Origin of the sequence: Nocardia sp. No.11 (assembly GCF_038752175.1) — a bacterium.
GTDB classification, from domain to species: domain Bacteria; phylum Actinomycetota; class Actinomycetes; order Mycobacteriales; family Mycobacteriaceae; genus Nocardia; species Nocardia canadensis.
This window is the reverse complement of the sequence record NZ_JBCGFB010000070.1, coordinates 14,263-30,934: the sequence shown is the minus strand read 5'-3', so window position 1 is coordinate 30,934 and position 16,672 is coordinate 14,263. Positions and strand designations below refer to the sequence as shown.

General features: G+C 70.8%; 16 protein-coding genes. 10 read left to right on the top strand and 6 right to left on the bottom strand.

The features are described from left to right. The 4 genes from V8688_RS20400 to V8688_RS20385 form a co-directional block, all read left to right on the top strand. On the top strand, nt 1–1,009 hold a 1,009-nt coding region (locus V8688_RS20400), incomplete at its 5' end, for a tobH protein (RefSeq protein ID WP_342801469.1). After that, complete coding sequence (manA, locus tag V8688_RS20395; RefSeq protein ID WP_218718619.1) at nt 1,009–2,229, top strand: mannose-6-phosphate isomerase, class I; 1,221 nt, start codon at nt 1,009–1,011, stop codon at nt 2,227–2,229. The genes V8688_RS20400 and manA, both read left to right, overlap by 1 nt. Before the next feature lie 82 nt (nt 2,230–2,311). Continuing rightward, complete coding sequence (locus V8688_RS20390; RefSeq protein ID WP_316575904.1) at nt 2,312–3,232, top strand: cation diffusion facilitator family transporter; 921 nt, start codon at nt 2,312–2,314, stop codon at nt 3,230–3,232. Between the two features lie 117 nt (nt 3,233–3,349). After that, nucleotides 3,350–4,288, top strand: coding sequence for a cation diffusion facilitator family transporter (locus tag V8688_RS20385; RefSeq protein ID WP_218718617.1), 939 nt, complete (start codon nt 3,350–3,352; stop codon nt 4,286–4,288). Between the two features lies 1 nt (nt 4,289). On the opposite strand, the gene V8688_RS20380 is transcribed toward V8688_RS20385, so the two are convergent. Both V8688_RS20380 and V8688_RS20375 read right to left on the bottom strand, forming a co-directional pair. Continuing rightward, nucleotides 4,290–5,759 carry an NAD(P)/FAD-dependent oxidoreductase gene (locus V8688_RS20380; protein ID WP_218718616.1) on the bottom strand — a complete coding sequence of 490 codons (1,470 nt, stop codon included), beginning with the start codon at nt 5,757–5,759 and terminating at the stop codon, nt 4,290–4,292. Nucleotides 5,760–5,872: 113 nt separating this feature from the next. Beyond that, the gene (locus V8688_RS20375; RefSeq protein ID WP_342801468.1) at nt 5,873–6,448 is read right to left on the bottom strand and encodes a TetR/AcrR family transcriptional regulator; all 576 of its coding nucleotides are present in this window, start codon (nt 6,446–6,448) and stop codon (nt 5,873–5,875) included. A 111-nt stretch (nt 6,449–6,559) separates the two neighbouring features. On the opposite strand from V8688_RS20375, the gene V8688_RS20370 reads away from it, so the two are divergent. Next, on the top strand, nt 6,560–6,985 hold the full coding sequence (locus tag V8688_RS20370; protein ID WP_218718614.1) for a DUF4267 domain-containing protein: 426 nt from the start codon (nt 6,560–6,562) through the stop codon (nt 6,983–6,985). A gap of 79 nt (nt 6,986–7,064) precedes the next feature. Beyond that, nucleotides 7,065–7,283, top strand: coding sequence for a DUF4287 domain-containing protein (locus V8688_RS20365; RefSeq protein ID WP_218718613.1), 219 nt, complete (start codon nt 7,065–7,067; stop codon nt 7,281–7,283). Between the two features lie 50 nt (nt 7,284–7,333). On the opposite strand, the gene V8688_RS20360 is transcribed toward V8688_RS20365, so the two are convergent. Continuing rightward, nucleotides 7,334–8,689 (bottom strand): cation:dicarboxylase symporter family transporter, encoded by a 1,356-nt coding sequence (locus V8688_RS20360; RefSeq protein ID WP_218718612.1) that lies wholly within the window; start codon nt 8,687–8,689, stop codon nt 7,334–7,336. Nucleotides 8,690–8,766: 77 nt separating this feature from the next. Here V8688_RS20360 and V8688_RS20355 point away from each other — a divergent pair, with 77 nt between their 5' ends. Together V8688_RS20355 and V8688_RS20350 are read left to right on the top strand one after the other, a co-directional pair. After that, a complete protein-coding gene (locus V8688_RS20355) occupies nt 8,767–10,320 on the top strand; it encodes a sensor histidine kinase (protein WP_218718611.1) in 1,554 nt (517 codons plus the stop codon). Continuing rightward, a complete protein-coding gene (locus tag V8688_RS20350) occupies nt 10,317–11,015 on the top strand; it encodes a response regulator (protein ID WP_316575908.1) in 699 nt (232 codons plus the stop codon). The genes V8688_RS20355 and V8688_RS20350 overlap by 4 nt, the downstream gene beginning before the upstream one ends. Before the next feature lie 19 nt (nt 11,016–11,034). On the opposite strand, the gene V8688_RS20345 is transcribed toward V8688_RS20350, so the two are convergent. The 3 genes from V8688_RS20345 to V8688_RS20335 form a co-directional block, all read right to left on the bottom strand. Next, nucleotides 11,035–12,363: a cytochrome P450 gene (locus V8688_RS20345; RefSeq protein ID WP_218718609.1), complete on the bottom strand. Its 1,329-nt coding sequence runs from the start codon at nt 12,361–12,363 to the stop codon at nt 11,035–11,037. 115 nt (nt 12,364–12,478) lie between these two features. Then, nucleotides 12,479–13,192 (bottom strand): TIGR03089 family protein, encoded by a 714-nt coding sequence (locus V8688_RS20340; protein ID WP_218718608.1) that lies wholly within the window; start codon nt 13,190–13,192, stop codon nt 12,479–12,481. A 3-nt stretch (nt 13,193–13,195) separates the two neighbouring features. After that, nucleotides 13,196–14,611, bottom strand: coding sequence for an LCP family protein (locus V8688_RS20335; RefSeq protein WP_342801472.1), 1,416 nt, complete (start codon nt 14,609–14,611; stop codon nt 13,196–13,198). Between the two features lie 231 nt (nt 14,612–14,842). On the opposite strand from V8688_RS20335, the gene rfbD reads away from it, so the two are divergent. Together rfbD and V8688_RS20325 are read left to right on the top strand one after the other, a co-directional pair. Further along, nucleotides 14,843–15,700, top strand: coding sequence for a dTDP-4-dehydrorhamnose reductase (rfbD, locus tag V8688_RS20330; protein ID WP_218718607.1), 858 nt, complete (start codon nt 14,843–14,845; stop codon nt 15,698–15,700). Nucleotides 15,701–15,711: 11 nt separating this feature from the next. Then, nucleotides 15,712–16,605: a glycosyltransferase family 2 protein gene (locus V8688_RS20325; protein WP_218718606.1), complete on the top strand. Its 894-nt coding sequence runs from the start codon at nt 15,712–15,714 to the stop codon at nt 16,603–16,605. Nucleotides 16,606–16,672 lie beyond the last annotated feature (67 nt).

The window sequence follows — 16,672 nt, the reverse complement described above, 5'->3', positions numbered from 1 at the left end:
CGGCCTGCTGGTCGCCGGCCTCGGTGACCGGGCCGGGCTGCCGATCGTGCCCGTCACCGCGCTGCCGCCGTGGGTCGGTCCGCTCGACGTGGTGCTGGTGGCAGGCGACGACGCGGGCGATCCGCGCCTGATCGATGCCGTGGACCGCGCGCTGCGGCGCAGTGCCGAGGTCATCGTGGCCGCGCCCAACGAGGGTCCGCTGCGCGCGGTCGCCGCCGGTCGCGCGATCGTGCTCGAACCGCGCGTGCCCGTGCTCGACCACAACCGGCTGCTGCGGTTCCTCGCCGTCGGCATCGCGGTGCTGCGCGGGGTCGACGCCCAGCGCAGCGTGCCCGCCACGCCCGACCTGACCGAGCTGGCCGACATGCTCGACGCCGAGGCGCTGCGCGACGGCCCGCACAACGAGGTCTTCCACAATCCGGCCAAGACGCTGGCCGCGCGGATGCACGGCGTCGGCGTGGTTCTCGCCGGCGACTCCCCCGCGGCGGTCGAACTGGCCGGGCACGGCGCCGAGGTGCTGCTGCAGTCGGCGGGCAAGCTCGCCGCGGCCGCCGACCTGGCCGACGCGGTCGCCGCCGTCGGACGACTGGCCGAGGCGGCGGGCGGTGCCGCACCGGGCTTCGATCCGCTGTTCCACGACGAGGAGCTCGACGGTCCGGCCCCGGTCGACCGGGTGCGGGTGCTCGCGCTGAGCGTGCATCCCGATCAGGCCGCCGCGCGGCGCAAGCTCGCGGTGTTCGACGGCGTGGGCGGCGGGCTCGTCGACGCCGACCTGGTGCACGCCGACGTCGACGTGCTGCAGACCCAGCTGGCCGAGCCGGGCTCCGCCCCGACCACGGACAGCGGCGCCGCCACCTCCGCCGCAGGGGGCGGACACGGCAGCGAGATCGAGCAGCTGGCGGTGCTGGCCTTGCGCCTGGACATGGCCGCTGCCTATCTCCGGTTGACGGGTGCGCGCGGCCCGGCCGCGCCCGACCCGGACCCATACCACGACGGGGGACGCTACTAGTGCAGGAACTCGTTGGTGCGCTGCGTTCCTACGCCTGGGGATCGCGCACCGCGCTCGCTCAGCTGTGCGGTCGGCCGGTGCCGTCGGCGCATCCGGAGGCCGAACTGTGGTTCGGCGCCCATCCCGCCGACCCGGCCCATGTGAAAGCCGCCGGTGGCACCCGCTCGTTGCTCGAGGTCGTCGCCGCCGATCCGGCGCGCGAACTCGGCGCCGTCGCCGACACCTTCGGCACCCGGCTGCCGTTCCTGCTGAAGATCCTGGCCGCCGAGGAACCGCTGTCGCTGCAGGCGCACCCCAGTTCGGCGCAGGCCAGGGCGGGCTTCGAACGGGAGAACCGCACCGGGGTGCCGCTGGATTCGCCCATGCGCAACTACCGCGACGACAGCCACAAGCCGGAACTCGTTGTGGCGCTGGGCCGGTTCGAGGCGCTGGCCGGTTTCCGCGACCCGCGCCGCACCGTCGACCTGCTGCGCGCGCTCGACGTGCCCGGCCTCAACGTCTACGCCGAACTGCTTGCCGCCCAGCCCGATTCGGCCGGGCTGCGCACGCTGTTCACCACCTGGATCACGCTGCCCGCCGCGGCGCTGTCGGCGCTGCTGCCCGCGGTGCTCGAGGGCTGCGTGCGCTACCTGTCCGGCAAGGGCGATCGCGCCTTCACCGCCGAGGTGCGCACCGCCCTGGAGCTGGCCGAGGTCTACCCCGGTGACGCGGGCGTGCTGGCGGCGCTGCTGCTGAACCGGTTGACGCTGGAGCCCGGCCAGGCCCTCTACCTCGACGCCGGCAACCTGCACGCCTACCTGCGTGGCGTCGGCGTGGAGATCATGGCCAACTCCGACAACGTGTTGCGCGGTGGCCTCACCCCCAAGCACGTCGATGTGCCGGAGCTGTTGCGGGTGCTCGACTTCGAGCCGATCGACCTGCCGGTGATCGAACCGGAGCCCGCTGCCGACGGCGGCGTGCGGTACCGCACGCCCGCCCCGGAGTTCGCGCTGTGCCGGTTCGATCTGTCCGCCGACGCCGAACCGGTCGCGCTCGCCGACGCCGGTCCCGGCATCGTGCTGTGCACCGAGGGCACCGTCGAGCTCTCCCAGAACGGGCGCACGCTCACCGTCGCCTGCGGCAGCGCGGCGTGGATCTCCGCGGCCGACACCGAGATCAAGGCCAGGGCGATCGGTGGGTCGGCGCAGCTGTTCAGCGCCTGCGTCGGCGCCGAGAACTGACGCCGAAGCGTACATTTCACGCCCCTCCCTCTAGGCTGTTGCGGGCACGAGCGTGTACAGCGGAGAGAAGGGCGGGCCGGGTATGTCGGCTGGTGGTGGCAAGAAGGCGATCGTCGCCGCGTTGACGGCCAACGCGGGAATCGCGGTGTCGAAGTTCGTCGGCGCCGTGATCACCGGATCGGCGTCGATGATGGCCGAGGCGGTGCACTCGGTCGCCGATACGGCCAACCAGGGTCTGCTGCTGTTCGGTCAGCGCGCGGCCGCCAAGGACGCCGACGAGTTGCACCAGTTCGGCTACGGACGCAACCGCTACTTCTACTCCTTCGTCGTGGCCCTGGTGCTGTTCACCCTCGGCTCGGTGTACGCGATCTACGAGGGCATCCACAAGATCCAGCATCCGGAGGAGCTGAGCCAGCCGATCGTCGCGATCGTCATCCTCGGCATCGCGATCGGTCTGGAGACCTTCAGTTTCATCACCGCTGTCCGCGAGTCCCGGCCGCTCAAGGGCGAGGCGAGCTGGTGGCGGTTCATCCGCAACTCGCGCAGCCCCGAGCTGCCGGTGGTGCTGCTCGAGGACACCGGCGCGCTCATCGGCCTGGTGATCGCCTTCGGCGCGGTCGGCCTGACCATGGTCACCGACGATCCGATCTTCGACGGCATCGGCACCCTGGCCATCGGTGTGCTGCTCGGCGTCATCGCCATCGTGCTGATCGTGGAGATGAAGAGCCTGCTGATCGGTGAGGGCGCGACCCCGGAGCAGGACGACGCCATCCGCGCCAACCTGGTCGACGGCGCGAAGATCACCTCGGTGATCCACCTCAAGAGCGAGTACCTGGGCCCGGAGGAGATGCTGGTCGCCGCCAAGGTCGCGATCGCGCCGGACCTCGACATCGCCGACATCGCCGAGGCCATCGACGCGGCCGAGGTGCGGGTGCGGGCCGCGGTGCCCACCGCCCGGCTGATCTACCTGGAGCCCGATCTGTACCGGACCCAGTCCGTCTGATCCGTCCGGCTCACCGAATCGCCGTCGTCCCGTCCGGGTCGGCGGCGATTCGCGTCGGCCGACACGGCGGCCGCACAGGGCGGGCCGTCCCGGTCTGTGCGGGTACCGTTCGGTGCCATGGCCGGTGAAGGTGGAGAGAGCAAGATCGCGATCATCGCCGCGCTGGCGGCGAACGCGGGCATCATGACCGCGAAGTTCATCGGCGCGTTCATCACCGGCTCGTCGTCGATGCTCGCCGAGGCCGTGCACTCGGTCGCCGACACCGCCAACGAGGCATTGCTGCTGGTCGGGCAGCATCGGGCCGGACGGGTTCCCGACACGCTGCACCCCTTCGGGTATTCGCGCAACCGGTACTTCTATTCGTTCGTCGTCGCACTGGTGCTGTTCACCATGGGCTCGCTGTTCGCGGTGAACGAGGCGATCCACAAGATCGCGTCCCCGCACGGGATCGAGTCGCCGTCGGTCGCGATCGTGATCCTGCTGGTGTCGATGGTGCTCGAGGGCTTCAGTTTCCGCACCGCGCGCAAGCAGTCCGCGCCGTTGAAGGGTGAGCGCAGCTGGTGGCATTTCATCCGCACCACCCGCAATCCCGAGCTGCCGGTGGTGCTGCTCGAGGACATGGGCGCGCTGATCGGCCTGGTGTTCGCGCTGGCCGGGGTGGGCCTGACGGTGCTCACCGGCAACGGGGTGTGGGACGGCATCGGCACCCTGTTGATCGGGCTGCTGCTCGGTGTGAACGCGATCGTGCTGATCATCGAGACCAAGAGTCTGCTCATCGGGGAGGGCGCCACGGCCAAGGAGGACACCGCGATTCGCGCGGCGCTGCTCGCCGACCCTCGCATCGTGCGGGTCATCCGGATCCAGACCCAGTACCTCGGTCCGGAGGATCTGCTGGTCAACGCGAAGATCGCGATGCAACCCGGGCTCGACATCAGCCAGGTCGGCGAGGCCATCGACGCCGCCGACTACCGCATCCGCGTGGCTGCGCCCCACTCCTGCACCGTCTACCTGGAACCCGACGTCGTCAAGACCGAATCGGCGGGCGCCACACCCTGATTCAGTGGTAGGCGGGCGCCGCGCCGCGCAGCAGCTCCAGCGGCTCGGTGACGATGCCGAAGCGGGTGCGCAACAGATGCCCGGCGGCGTGCAAGCCGGGCATGCCGTGTACGCCGGGACCGGGCGGGGTCGACGACGAGCACAGGTAGGTGCCGGGGATCGGGGTGGCGTAGGGGTTCCAGCGGGCCAGGGGGCGGAAGGCGGTCTGGCGCACGGTCATCGCGCCCGCCGAGATGTCCCCGCCGACGTAGTTGGCGTTGTGGGCGGGCATGAAGGCCGCCGGCGTCACGTGTTTCGCGAGGATCAGGTCGCGGAAGCCGGGCGCGAAGCGTTCGACCTGGGCGATCACCGCCTCGCTGATGTCGCGGTCGGAACCGTTGGGCACGTGGGCGTAGGTGTAGAAGGTGTGCTTGCCCGCCGGGGCCCTGGTCGTGTCGACCACCCCGGGCTGGATCGCCAGCACATAGGGCCGCTCCGCGAATTCGCCCGCCGCGATCCGGCGTTCGGCGCGCATCGCCTCGTCGCGGGTGCCCACCAGATGCAGGGTGCCTGCCAGCTCGCAGCCTGGCGCGGTCCACGGCACCGGGCCCGAGAGCGCGAAGTCGACCTTGCAGGCGGCCCCGCCGTAACGGAATCGGCCCAGGCGTTCGCGGTAGCGCGCGGGCAGGCGGTCACCGGCGATGCGCAGGAGTTCGGCGGGCGAGGTGTCGAACAGGACGGCGCGGGCCCGCGCCAGCTCGGCGAAGTCGTCGACCCGGTGCCCGGTGACGACCTCGCCGCCGAGCCGTTCCAGCTCGGCGATCAGCGCGTTCGGGATGGCCTGGCTGCCGCCGCGCGGAATCACCCAGCCGCCCGCGTGCGCCAGGGTGCCGAGCAGCAGGGCGGCGCCGACCGCGGGCAGGGCGCGCGGCTGGGTGATCGCGTGGGTGGCGACGCCGGTCAGCAGCGCGGGCGCGACCTCGTCGTGGAAGCGGTTGTTCCACAGGGGTGATCCCTGTTCGAGCAGCCGCAGGCCGAAGCGGACGGCGGTGGGAATTCGCAGCGGCGGGTGCCGCAGATCCGACATCGCCAGGTCGACCACGTCGGGCCAGTGCTCGACGAGCGGCCCGAACAGCGCGCGCCAGGCGGGGCCGTCGCGGCCGAGGTCGGCGACCGTGGATTCGAGGTTGCGCCAGGCCGATCCGGCGATGCCGCCGTCGAGCGGATGCGCGTAGGAGATCGTCGGGGTCAGCAGCTCGACACCGTGTGCGGGCAGATCGAACGCGCGAAAGAAGGGCGAGGCCAACGCCATCGGATGCGCGCCGGCGCAGAGGTCGTGGTGGAAACCGGGCAGGGTGAGTTCGGCGGTGCGTGACCCGCCGCCCGGCTGATCCTGGGCCTCGAGCACCCGCACCGAGAGGCCGGCGCGCGCCGCGATCACCGCCGCGGCCAAGCCGTTCGGGCCCGACCCGACTACTACGACCTCAGCCATCCGTCGTCCCTTCGCCTTCGGTCGCCCCGGGCGACCTGCGTCGTTGTCTCCAACCTACGCGGCGTGGGGACCGTCGCCGACGAGTCGTCGGTCACCCGGCCGGGCCCGTGCGGTTACCCGAACGCGGCCCAGCTCTCGACCAGCAGGGCGATCCGCCGTTCGCGCAGTTCCGGGCGCAGCCTGTCGCTGCGTTCCAGCGTCGCGAGGCCGTGCAGCCCGGCCCAGGCCACCTCGGTGCGCGCGCCGAGTTCGTCACCCTCGGCGCCGGCGCTGAACATGGCCTCGAGGCCGGCGAAGGCGGCGCGCAGCGGCTGTGGCGCGTCCAGGCCGAAGTTCAGATCGGTGGTGAGCACGAAGATCGCGTCGTAGCGGGCCGGGTTGGCGGTGGCGAAGTCGAGGTAGGCGCGGGCGACCCTGTCGAACACCTCGGTGCGGGTCGTCGCGCTCTCCCGCGCCAGGCGAATCTCCTCGGCCAGCTCGACACAGCCTTGCAGCGCGACGGCCCCGACGATGGCGGCCTTGTTCGCGAAGTGGCTGTAGAGCACCGGCTGGCTGTACTCGATGCGCTCGGCCAGTTTGCGGATGGTGACCGCGTCCCAGCCCTCGGCTTCGGCCAGCTCGCGAGCGGTGTCGACGATCTGCTGCTGGCGTTGGGCGCGTTCACGTTCCTTGCGGGTCTGGGTGCTCATGCTCGAAATTCTAGCAACGCTAGACAAGATAGCGAGACTCGCGTTATCGTTCTCCTATCACCTAGCAGCGCTAGATTTCAGAGCGTTGCAATACAGAGTCAGGAGCACACCATGACCGTCTCGCGCATCGCCACCGCCCTCTCCGTCCTCGGCGCGGCCTTCATCCTCTACATCGGCCTGAGCTACCTGATCACGCCGGAGACCATCGCCACCGGCTTCGGCCTGCCCACCCGGCCCGAGGGCGACGCGGTGGCCTTCCTGAATCTCAAGGGCGTGCGCGATACCGTGTGCGGCCTGCTGATCATCGCGCTGCTGGCCGCCCGCCAGCGCTTCGCGCTCGGCATCACGATGCTGGTGCTGGCCCTGATCCCGACCGGCGACATGATCACGGTGCTGAGCTGGGACGGCTCGGCCGCGGCCGCCTTCGGCATCCACGGCTTCACCGCCGCGCTCGTCGCCCTGACCGGCGTGCTGCTGATGCGCGAACACCGCACCGTCACAGCCACCGTCGACCAGCGGGTCGCCGTCGCCGCGTGACGCCGGTCACGCGGCGATGAATTCCGCGCGCCCCCACCGTCTTCACCCACAACGAGCACACGACCGAGGAGGAACCACCATGGCGAACGCACCGCACGGCCCCGCGTCCTACTTCCCCACCATCGAGGCCAAGTACGGCCGCACCGTCGACGAGTGGCTGACCATCCTCGGCGCCGCCGAACAGACCAAGCACGCCGCGCTGGTCACCTGGCTCAAGACCGAGCACGGCCTCGGGCACGGGCACGCCACCGCCTTGGTGCAGTACCACCTCAACCCGGAGAAGTGGGCGCGCGCCTGAGGTTCGGCACCGTGAAGGCCCCGCAGCGCCTGCGGGGCCTTTCCCGTCTGTCACCGCACCGGAACGGGTTTCGGCTCGGGTTCCGCGACGTCGTCGACCGGGTGGTCGTCGACCATCGTCTCCTCGTCGAAGGGCAGTTCGCGATCGAGGACACGGCGAGTGCGGTCGGCGTCGACGGTCTTGGTCCAGGTGCCGATGAGCAGGGTGGCCACGGCATTGCCCGAGAAGTTGGTCAGCGCACGGGCTTCGGACATGAACCGGTCGATGCCGACGATCAGGCCGACGCCGTCGAGCAGTTCGGGACGGTGACTCTGCAGGCCACCGGCGAGGGTGGCCAGCCCGGCGCCGGTCACGCCCGCCGCGCCCTTGGACGCGATGATCATGAACAGCAGCAGGCCGATCTGCTCGCCCAGGCTCAACGGCTTGCCCATCGCGTCGGCGATGAAGATCGACGCCATGGTCAGGTAGATCGCGGTGCCGTCGAGGTTGAACGAATACCCGGTCGGCACGACGACGCCCACCGTCGTGCGCTCCACGCCCGCGTGCTCCATCTTCGCCACCAGACGCGGCAGCGCCGACTCCGAGGACGAGGTCGCCACGATCAGCAGGTACTCGCGTGCCAGGTACCGGCACAGCTTCAGGATCGACACCCCCGAGACCAGCCGCAGCACCACCCCGAGCACGCCGAAGACGAACACCAGGCAGGTCAGGTAGAACGCGATCATCAGCGTCGCCAGCTCGACCACCGCCGACCAGCCGGTGCGGCCCACCACATTGGCGATCGCGCCGAACGCGCCGATCGGAGCCAGCCACAGGATCATCGACAGGATCCGGAACACCAGCTTCTGACCGAGCGAGACCGCGCGCAGGATCGGCGCGCCCGCCTCGCCCATCGCCTGGACCGCGAAGCCGACCAGCAGCGCGACGAACAGCGCCTGCAGCACGCTGCCCGCGGTCAGCGAGGACACCAGCGTCGTCGGCACGATGGCCTGGATGAAGTCCCAGGTGCCGCCGGCACCGTGCGCCTGCTCGGCGTATTTCGCGCCCGCGCCCGCGCTGCCCGCACCCAGCCCGGTGCCCGGCTCGATCAGGTTCCCGACGACCAGGCCGATGCCGAGCGCGACCGTCGACATCGCCAGGAAGTAGGCGATGGCCAGGCCACCGACCTTGCCGACGGTGGCGGCCGCGCGCACCGATCCGATGCCCAGGACGATCGTGCAGAAGATGACGGGTGCGATCATCATCTTGATCAGGTTCACGAACAGGGTGCCCAGCGGCGCCAGCGACTGACCGAATTCCGGCGCCAGCCGGCCGACCAGGATGCCCGCGAGGACCGCGAAGATCACCGCGATGTACAGCCAATGGGTATGGTCGCGTTTCCGCGAAGGTGCGGCGGTTGTGCTCATGGCGCACAATCATCCGGAACCACTGTGACTCCCATCACATTTGGTGCATAACGTTCAAGACGAGGTCGGAGGGCAAGATGCGACGAGTGCGGTTGTCGCTCGCCGGGCAGGCCTTCGTCTGGCAGCTGGTGGTGCTGGCCCTGATGATCGGGACCGGGACCGTGCTGGCGGTCTTCGACGCCCGTCACGACCACGATGTGGCCACCGAACTGCAGGTCCGCGACGTGGCGGTGACCGTGGCGCGCGCGCCGTCGACGCTGGCCGCGGTGAACTCGCCCTACCCCAGCGGACTGCTGCAGCCCACCACCGAACGCATCCGCGCCGACACCGGCATGGACTTCATCGTGGTGATGGCGCCGGACCGCACCCGCTACACCCACACCAATCCCGAGCTGATCGGCAAGCCTTTCACCGGCAGCATCGACGCCGCGCTGGCCGGGCAGACGCTGACCGAGACCTTCACCGGCTCGCTCGGCCCCTCGATCCGCGCGGTCACCCCGGTCTACGACGGCGGCCGGGTGGTCGCCCTGGTCTCGGCCGGGGTGACCAGGGCCAGGATCGGCACCCAGGTCGCCTCCCAGGTGCCGGTGATCCTCGGTGTCTCCGCGGCCGGGCTCGCGCTGGCGGCCTGCTCGTCGTTCCTGATCAGCCGCAGGCTGCGGCGCCAGACCCACGGCCTGGCACCCGACGAGTTGCGCGCGCTCTACGAGCACCACGACGCGGTCCTGCACTCCGTGCACGAGGGCCTGGTGGTGTTCGGGACCGCGCCGGGGCCCGCCGAGGTGGTCAACGATCAGGCGCGCACGCTGCTCGACCTGCCCGACGGCCCGGTGCATCGCACCGACCTGCCGACCTCGCTGCAGCAGATGCGGTGGGGCGTGGTGCGCGACGAGACGCACGTGACCACCGACCGGGTGCTGCTGGTCAACCAGGACGTCGTCAGCTGGGAGGGCCGCCCGATCGGCACCGTGCTGACCATCCGCGACCAGACCGAGCTGCGCGCGGTGCTCGGCGAGCTCGACTCCGTGCGCGGGTTCGCCGAGTCGCTGCGGGCGCAGGCGCACGAGGCGGCCAATCGGCTGCACACCGTCGTCACCATGGTCGAGCTGGGCCGCCCGGAGGAGGCGGTCGCCTTCGCCACCGCGGAGCTGCGGCTCTCGCAGGTCCTGATCGACCGGCTGCTGTCCGCTGTCGGCGACGCGGCACTGGCCGCGCTGCTGCTGGGCAAGGTCGACCAGGCCGCCGAGCGCGGGGTGAGCCTGGCCATCAGCGAGGACACCGCGCTGGACTCCGCCGATCCGCTCTCGGCGCACGAGGCGGTCACGCTGGTCGGCAACCTGGTCGACAACGCGATCGACGCGGCGGCGGGCACCGTCGACAAGCGAGTCGAGGTATCGGTGTATCACCGTGACGGCGAGCTGGTGGTCCGGGTCGCCGACAGCGGGCCCGGCATGTCGGCGCAGATGTTCTCGCGCGCCGCCGAACGCGGCTACACCACCAAGACCGACCACGCCGGACTCGGCTTGGCACTCGTGCACCGCCTCGTCGATCGGCACGGCGGCGCCATCACCACCACGGCCGCACCACACAGCGCGGTCATCGTTCGCATTCCGCTGAGGGAGAAGAAATGATCCGGGTCCTGATCGTCGAGGACGAGCCGTTGATCGCCCAGGCCCACCGGGCCTATCTCGAGCGGCTGGACGGGTTCGTCACCGGCGGCGTCGCGCACACCGGTCGCGACGCGCTCACGCTGGCCGCCGAGGCGATCGCCGACGGCAATCCGTTCCACCTGGTGCTGATGGACATCGGCCTGCCCGATATCAGCGGACTCGAGGTGGCCGCCGCCCTCAACGGTCTGGAACCGCGCCCGGACGTCATCGCGATCACCTCCGCCCGCGAGCTGACCATGGTGCGCAATGCCGTCGCCCACGGCGTGGTGCTGTACCTGCTCAAGCCGTTCACCTTCGCCGCGTTCCGCGAGAAGCTCGAGCGCTACCGCGATTTCGACACCGCGCTCCCCGCGGGCGAGGCGGCGCTGTCGCAGTACGACATCGATCGCGCGCTGGGCGCCTTGCGCACCGCCGACCAACGTGCCGGTGCGCCCAAAGGCGTTGTGCAGCACACCCTCGAGGAGGTCTCGCGCGCGGTGCGCTCGGCCGAGTCGGGGATCACCGCGACCGATGCCGCTGCGGCCGTGGGGGTTTCGCGCATCACCGCGTGGCGCTACCTGGAAAAGCTGGCCGACGACGGACTGGCCGAGCGCCGCGCCGATTACGGCCGTGCGGGTCGGCCCAAGACTCGGTATCGCTGGCGCGCAGGCGCCTAGGGCGAGCCCGCGCCGGGAGTCAGGACAGGCTCGCGGCGCCGGCCAAGCCGTCGGGCGACGGGGTGCGCGCCACCGGACCCAGCTCGACCGGCATGTGCTCGAAACCGTGCAGGGTGAACAGGTTCCGCCGCACCGGTTCCCCGCGTAGCCGCAGGTTCGGATAGCGGGTGTAGAGCGCGCGCAGGGCGTGCACGGCCTCCATCCGGGCCAGGCTCGCGCCGAGGCAGGCGTGGATACCGCTGCTGAAGGCGACGTGTTCGCGCAGGTTGGGGCGGTCGATGTCGAAGCGGTGCGGGTCGGCGAAGACGGCGGGGTCACGGTTGGCGCCCGCCAGCGACAGGATGACGGTGCTGCCCTCCCGCACGGTGACGCCGTCGATCTCGACGTCCTCGAGCGCCTGCCGCGCGGTGGTCTGCACCGGCGGATCGAAGCGCAGTGTCTCCTCCACCACGGCGGGCCAGCGGTCGGGGTCGTCCTGGGCCAGCGCGAGCTGGTCGGGGTTGGCCGACAGCGCCGCGATCGCGTTGCCGATCAGATTCACGGTGGTCTCGAAACCGGCGCCCATCAGCAGACTGGCGCCCGCCTGGAGTTCGCGCAGGTCCAGGTCGCCGGAACTGACCAGCGTCGAGAGGATGTCCTCGCCGGGGTCGCGGCGCAGCTGGGCGATGTGCGCGGCCAGGTAGTCGTCCATGGATTCGATCGCCGCCATCGCGCCCCGGTAGGTGCGCCACGAGGTGCCGATGTCGAGCAGCGGCGTGACCCGGTCGCCCCAGCGCAGGAACAGGTCGCGGTCGGCGGCGGGGAAGCCGAGCATGTCGGCGATGATCGCGATCGGCACCCTGGCGGCGAAATCGGTGATCAGGTCGACCGAGCCGTGCGCGGGCATCGCGTCGAGCAGCTCGGCGGTGACCACCTCCACCCGGTCCCGCAGCCGGGCGATGGCGCGCGGGGTGAACGCCGAGGCCACCGGCTTGCGCATCCTGGTGTGCTCGGGCGGGTCCAGGACCAGCATCGACGGCGGCTCGACCGGGTTGGGCGGGACCGTGACCCGCTCGGCCAGCTTGCGCCACGGACCCGGCAGGTCACCGCCGAGCGCCTGCCGCACACCGAATCGGGTATCCCGCAGAATGGCCCGGACCTGGGCGTGGTCGAAGGCCGCGTAGGACAGCGGGGTCCGCAGCAGTCCGCCGGGCGCGCGCAGTTCGTCGATCAGCGGGTAGGGATCGTGCAGGCCGCGCTGTCCGCTGAGCAGGACGGCGAACGGGTCGCCCTTGCGCACCTGCCAGCGCAGGACCGCCCGTGGCGCTCCGTGCTCGGCCGACCATCGCAACCAGTACCGCGCGTTCATCGCCACCCCTGCCGCTCTGCCGAATGGATGACTCCACCGTACGGACTTCGGGCACGACGCGGAACGTGTTCCAGTCGGAGATCGACCTATACCTGGGTAGGAGACGCGACGGCGGTCAGCGCCGGACCGTCACCCGCTCGGTGGCGGCCCGATGCTCCACGGCCGCCGGATCGGGATTGACCACCTGGACCAGCGAGGCGCCGGCGTACAGCACCGCGATGTAGCCGTCGATCAGCTCGGCCACGGTCTCCCACGGCGCGCTCGACAGCACCCGGTCGCCGGCGGAGATCCCTTGCAGCGCCGCCGACTTCCTGGCCTCGGCGAGCACCTCGCCGACCGAGAGGCCGTCGAGCGCGGCCCGGAAGCCGCCGGGCAGGAACTGGTCGCCGTGCACACGCACCGCCGTGGCGAAATCGGTGACGCCGACCGGCAGGTCGCGCACCGGAGTGCCCATCGCGTCCAGCGACAGCACCGCCACTTCGTCGACGCCGTCGGCGTCGTCGAGCCGGTCGGGGGTGACCAGCGCGAGGTCGGCGTCGGGGTCGGGGGTGAGCACCACCTCCGTGCCCGCCCACCAGCAGCCGAGCAGCACCGCCGCGGTCTGCCAGTGCGCGGGCAGCAGCACCGCGACCCGGGCGCCGGGACTGAGCGCGAACTCGTCGCGCAGCAGATTGGCGGTCTTGGCGGCCCAGTTGGCCAGCGTCAGGCCCGACAGCTCGATGCGGGCGCCGGTGGCATCGTCGTACCAGGTGACGCGCGGACCGGCCGGGTCGCGTTCGAGAATCGGGTCGAGGAGGACGTCGGTGAGCGTCGAGTTCGGCTCACGCATGGGTCAGTTCACGCATTTCGGTCCGTTCTGGCCTGCGTCGATCGGCGGGGCTGGCGGTACTGGCGTCGCGGTCGCCGAGGATGTTCCGTCGAAATCGAACATGCCTGCCGCGGCCGAGCCCGGTCCAGAATAGTCGCTCGCCAGCACCACGCTCACGGTATCCGCCGACAGTGACGGATCCGCGACCACGGTGAGACCGCCGAGCGCCTCGGCCACCGCCGCGGCCTTCGGATCCTCGGCGTCCACGGCGAGCACCCGGCTCGAACTCACGCTGCCTCCGGAGTAATTGCCCACCAGGCCCTCGCGGAAACCCTTGCCGGTCAATGCCGTCGACACCTTGGCCGCCAGCCCGGCCTTGCCGCCGGCGTTGAACACGCTCACCGTCACCGTCGACGGATCGAGCTTCGGCTTGTCGTCACCCTTCTTCTCCTCGCCGACCAGCCCGGCGACATAGGCCTGCACCGCCTTGGGCTCGACCCGGACCACCGATTCACCCGCCGAGGTCATGCTGTTGAGGTCGGCGACCGGGATGGTCTCGAATTCCACCTTGCCGCCGGAGAGATCCTTGAGCTGCTGCAGGAAGGCCAGCACGTCCCAGTCCTCGTCGAGCACCACCGTGCGCCCGACCGCCTCGCTGATCTCGCTGAGCTTGTTCGGATTCGCCAGGATCTTGGCGTTGAGCAGCTGGCCGACCAGCTGGGCCATGAATACCTGCTGACGCACGATGCGATCGATGTCACCGCGCGGCAGCCCGTGCCGCTGACGCACGAAGCTCAGCGCCTGCTGCCCGTCGAGGCGCTGCTGCCCGGCCGGGAAGTCCGCGCCCGACATCCATTCGTCCACCGCGTTGTTCAGGCACACCTCGACCCCGCCCACGGCATCGGTGAGCAGCACGAAGCCCAGCAGGCTGACCTCGGCGTAGTGGTCGACCGTGATGCCGGTGAGCGAGGCCACCGACTTGATCAGCGCCTGCCTGCCCGACTTGGTCGACTCGCGTTCGGCGTCGGCCTCGGAGCTGCCTTCGGCCAGCAGCTCGGCGCGTTCGGTCTCCTTGGTGGAGCCGTAGGCGGAGTTGATCTTGGCCTTGCCCTGGCCGGGAACGTCGACGTAGGAGTCGCGCGGGATCGAGATCGCGGTGGCCGAGCGGCCGTCGTTGGGCACCCGGACCAGCACGATGGTGTCGGTATTGGTGCCCACCTCGTCGCCCGCGTGCAGCATCGCGCGCTCGGCGGAGGTCAGCGGGTTGCCGTGCGCGTCGGTGCGGCTGTCGACGCCGACGAGCAGGATGTCGACCGCGCCGTCGCGGCCGCCGCCGAGACCGAGGCCGCCGATGCGATCGATATTGGCGATCAGATTGTCGACACTGCGCCACGCGAATCCGGTGAGGGCGAGCACCAGCACCGCCGAGATCGCCACCATCACCTTCACCGGGCCGATGGCACCGGGCTGCGTGGCGACCGTGGGTGGTCGTGTCGACTCTCGCACTCGTGATCCTCTCGACGAACTCCGCGCCCGGCTCCGTATCTCCCCCGGCAAACCCCGCCATCTCGTGTGCCTGGGCTCGTCCACCGACACCGGCCATCACAGGCTAACCAACAGTTACCACAGTCGCGCCGAACCGCAGGTGTTCCGGCGTGCCAGACTGGCCGCGTGAACCCCGATTTTCCCGTCCCCTCCCGGCTGATCGTAACCGGAGCGCGCGGCCTGCTGGGGCGAGAGATCCTGCGGCTCGCGCCCGATTCCGCGGGCTACGGCAGAGCCGAACTCGACATCACCGACCGCGCCGCCGTCGACGCCGTGTTGCGCCCGGGCGCGGTGGTGCTCAACTGCGCCGCCTACACCGCGGTCGACGCCGCCGAGACCGACCGCGACGCCGCCTTCGCGGCCAACGCCACCGGTCCCGCCGTACTGGCCGCCGCCTGCGCCGCGGCCGGGGCCCGGCTGATCCACGTCTCCACCGACTACGTCTTCCCCGGCACCGCGAGTACGCCCTACGAACCCGGCGACCCCACCGGACCGGCGACGGTCTACGGCCAGTCGAAGCTGGCGGGCGAGCGGGCGGTCCTGGAACTGAGCCCGGACGCGCAGGTCGTGCGCACCGCCTGGGTGTACTCCGGTGTCGAGGGGGATTTCGTCGCCACCATGCGCAGGCTGGAACGCGAACGCGACACCGTCACCGTGGTCGACGACCAGCTCGGCTCCCCCACCAGCGCCGCCGATCTCGCGGCCGCACTGCTCGAACTGAGTACCCGGCCCGACGCCCCGCGAGTGCTGCACGCCACCAATTCCGGCACCGCCACCTGGTTCGATCTCGCCGTCGCCGTCTTCACCGAGGTCGGGGCGGATCCGGCGCGGGTGCTGGCGTGCGATTCGAGCGCCTTCCCCAGACCCGCACCGCGACCGCCCTATTCGGTGCTGTCCTCGGCGGCGTGGGACGCGGCCGGTCTCACTCCGCTGCGGCCTTGGCGTTCCGCACTAGCCGACGCACTCCGGCGCGTGTCCGACTAGGCTGCCCAGTCGTGAACGCAGCCGATTCCGCGGCCCCTGCGGGCCTTGCCGTCGTCACGGTGACTTATTCACCGGGCGAGCACCTCGAGCACTTCATCACCACCCTGGCCGACGCCACCAGCGAGAAGCCGCAGGTGATCCTGGCCGACAACGGCTCGACCGACGGCGTACCCGAGCTCGTCGCCGAGGCCAACTCGCACGTGCGACTGCTGCGGACCGGCGGCAACATCGGCTACGGCGGTGCCATCAACCGGGCCGTCGCCGAGATCGACCCGTCGATCGAGTTCGTGATCCTGGCCAACCCGGACATCCGGTGGGGCGTCGATTCCATCGACAAGATGCTCGAGGCCGCCCAGCGCTGGCCGCGCGCGGGCGCGTTCGGGCCGATGGTCCGGGAGCCCGACGGCAGCGTCTACCCGTCCGCGCGCCGGGTCCCCGGCCTGGCCGACGGCGCGGGCCACGCCATCCTGGGCACCATCTGGCCGAAGAACCCCTGGTCGGTGCGCTATCGACAGGAGAACGAGGAGATCTCCGAGCGGGTGGTCGGCTGGCTGTCGGGGTCCTGCCTGCTGGTGCGCCGGGCCGCGTTCGACACCATCGACGGCTTCGACTCGCGCTACTTCATGTACATGGAGGACGTGGACTTCGGTGACCGCATGGGCAAGGCGGGCTGGCACAATGTGTTCGTCCCCGACGCCGAGGTGACCCATGCCAAGGGCCACGCCGCGGGCAAGCATCCCGAGCTGATGCTGCCCGCCCACCACGCCAGCGCCTACCGCTTCCAGGCCGACCGGCATCCACACTGGTGGCAGGCGCCGTTGCGGGGCGCGCTGCGCGCCGGACTTGCGGTTCGCTCCCGGATTGCGGTTCGATCGGCGCTGCGCGAGAAAGCGCGTTCCGCCTGAACCGTCAGCGCCAGGAGGCGGCAGCCTGCGTAACCACGTAGGGCGCCGGGGCAGGCAAAATCGGACA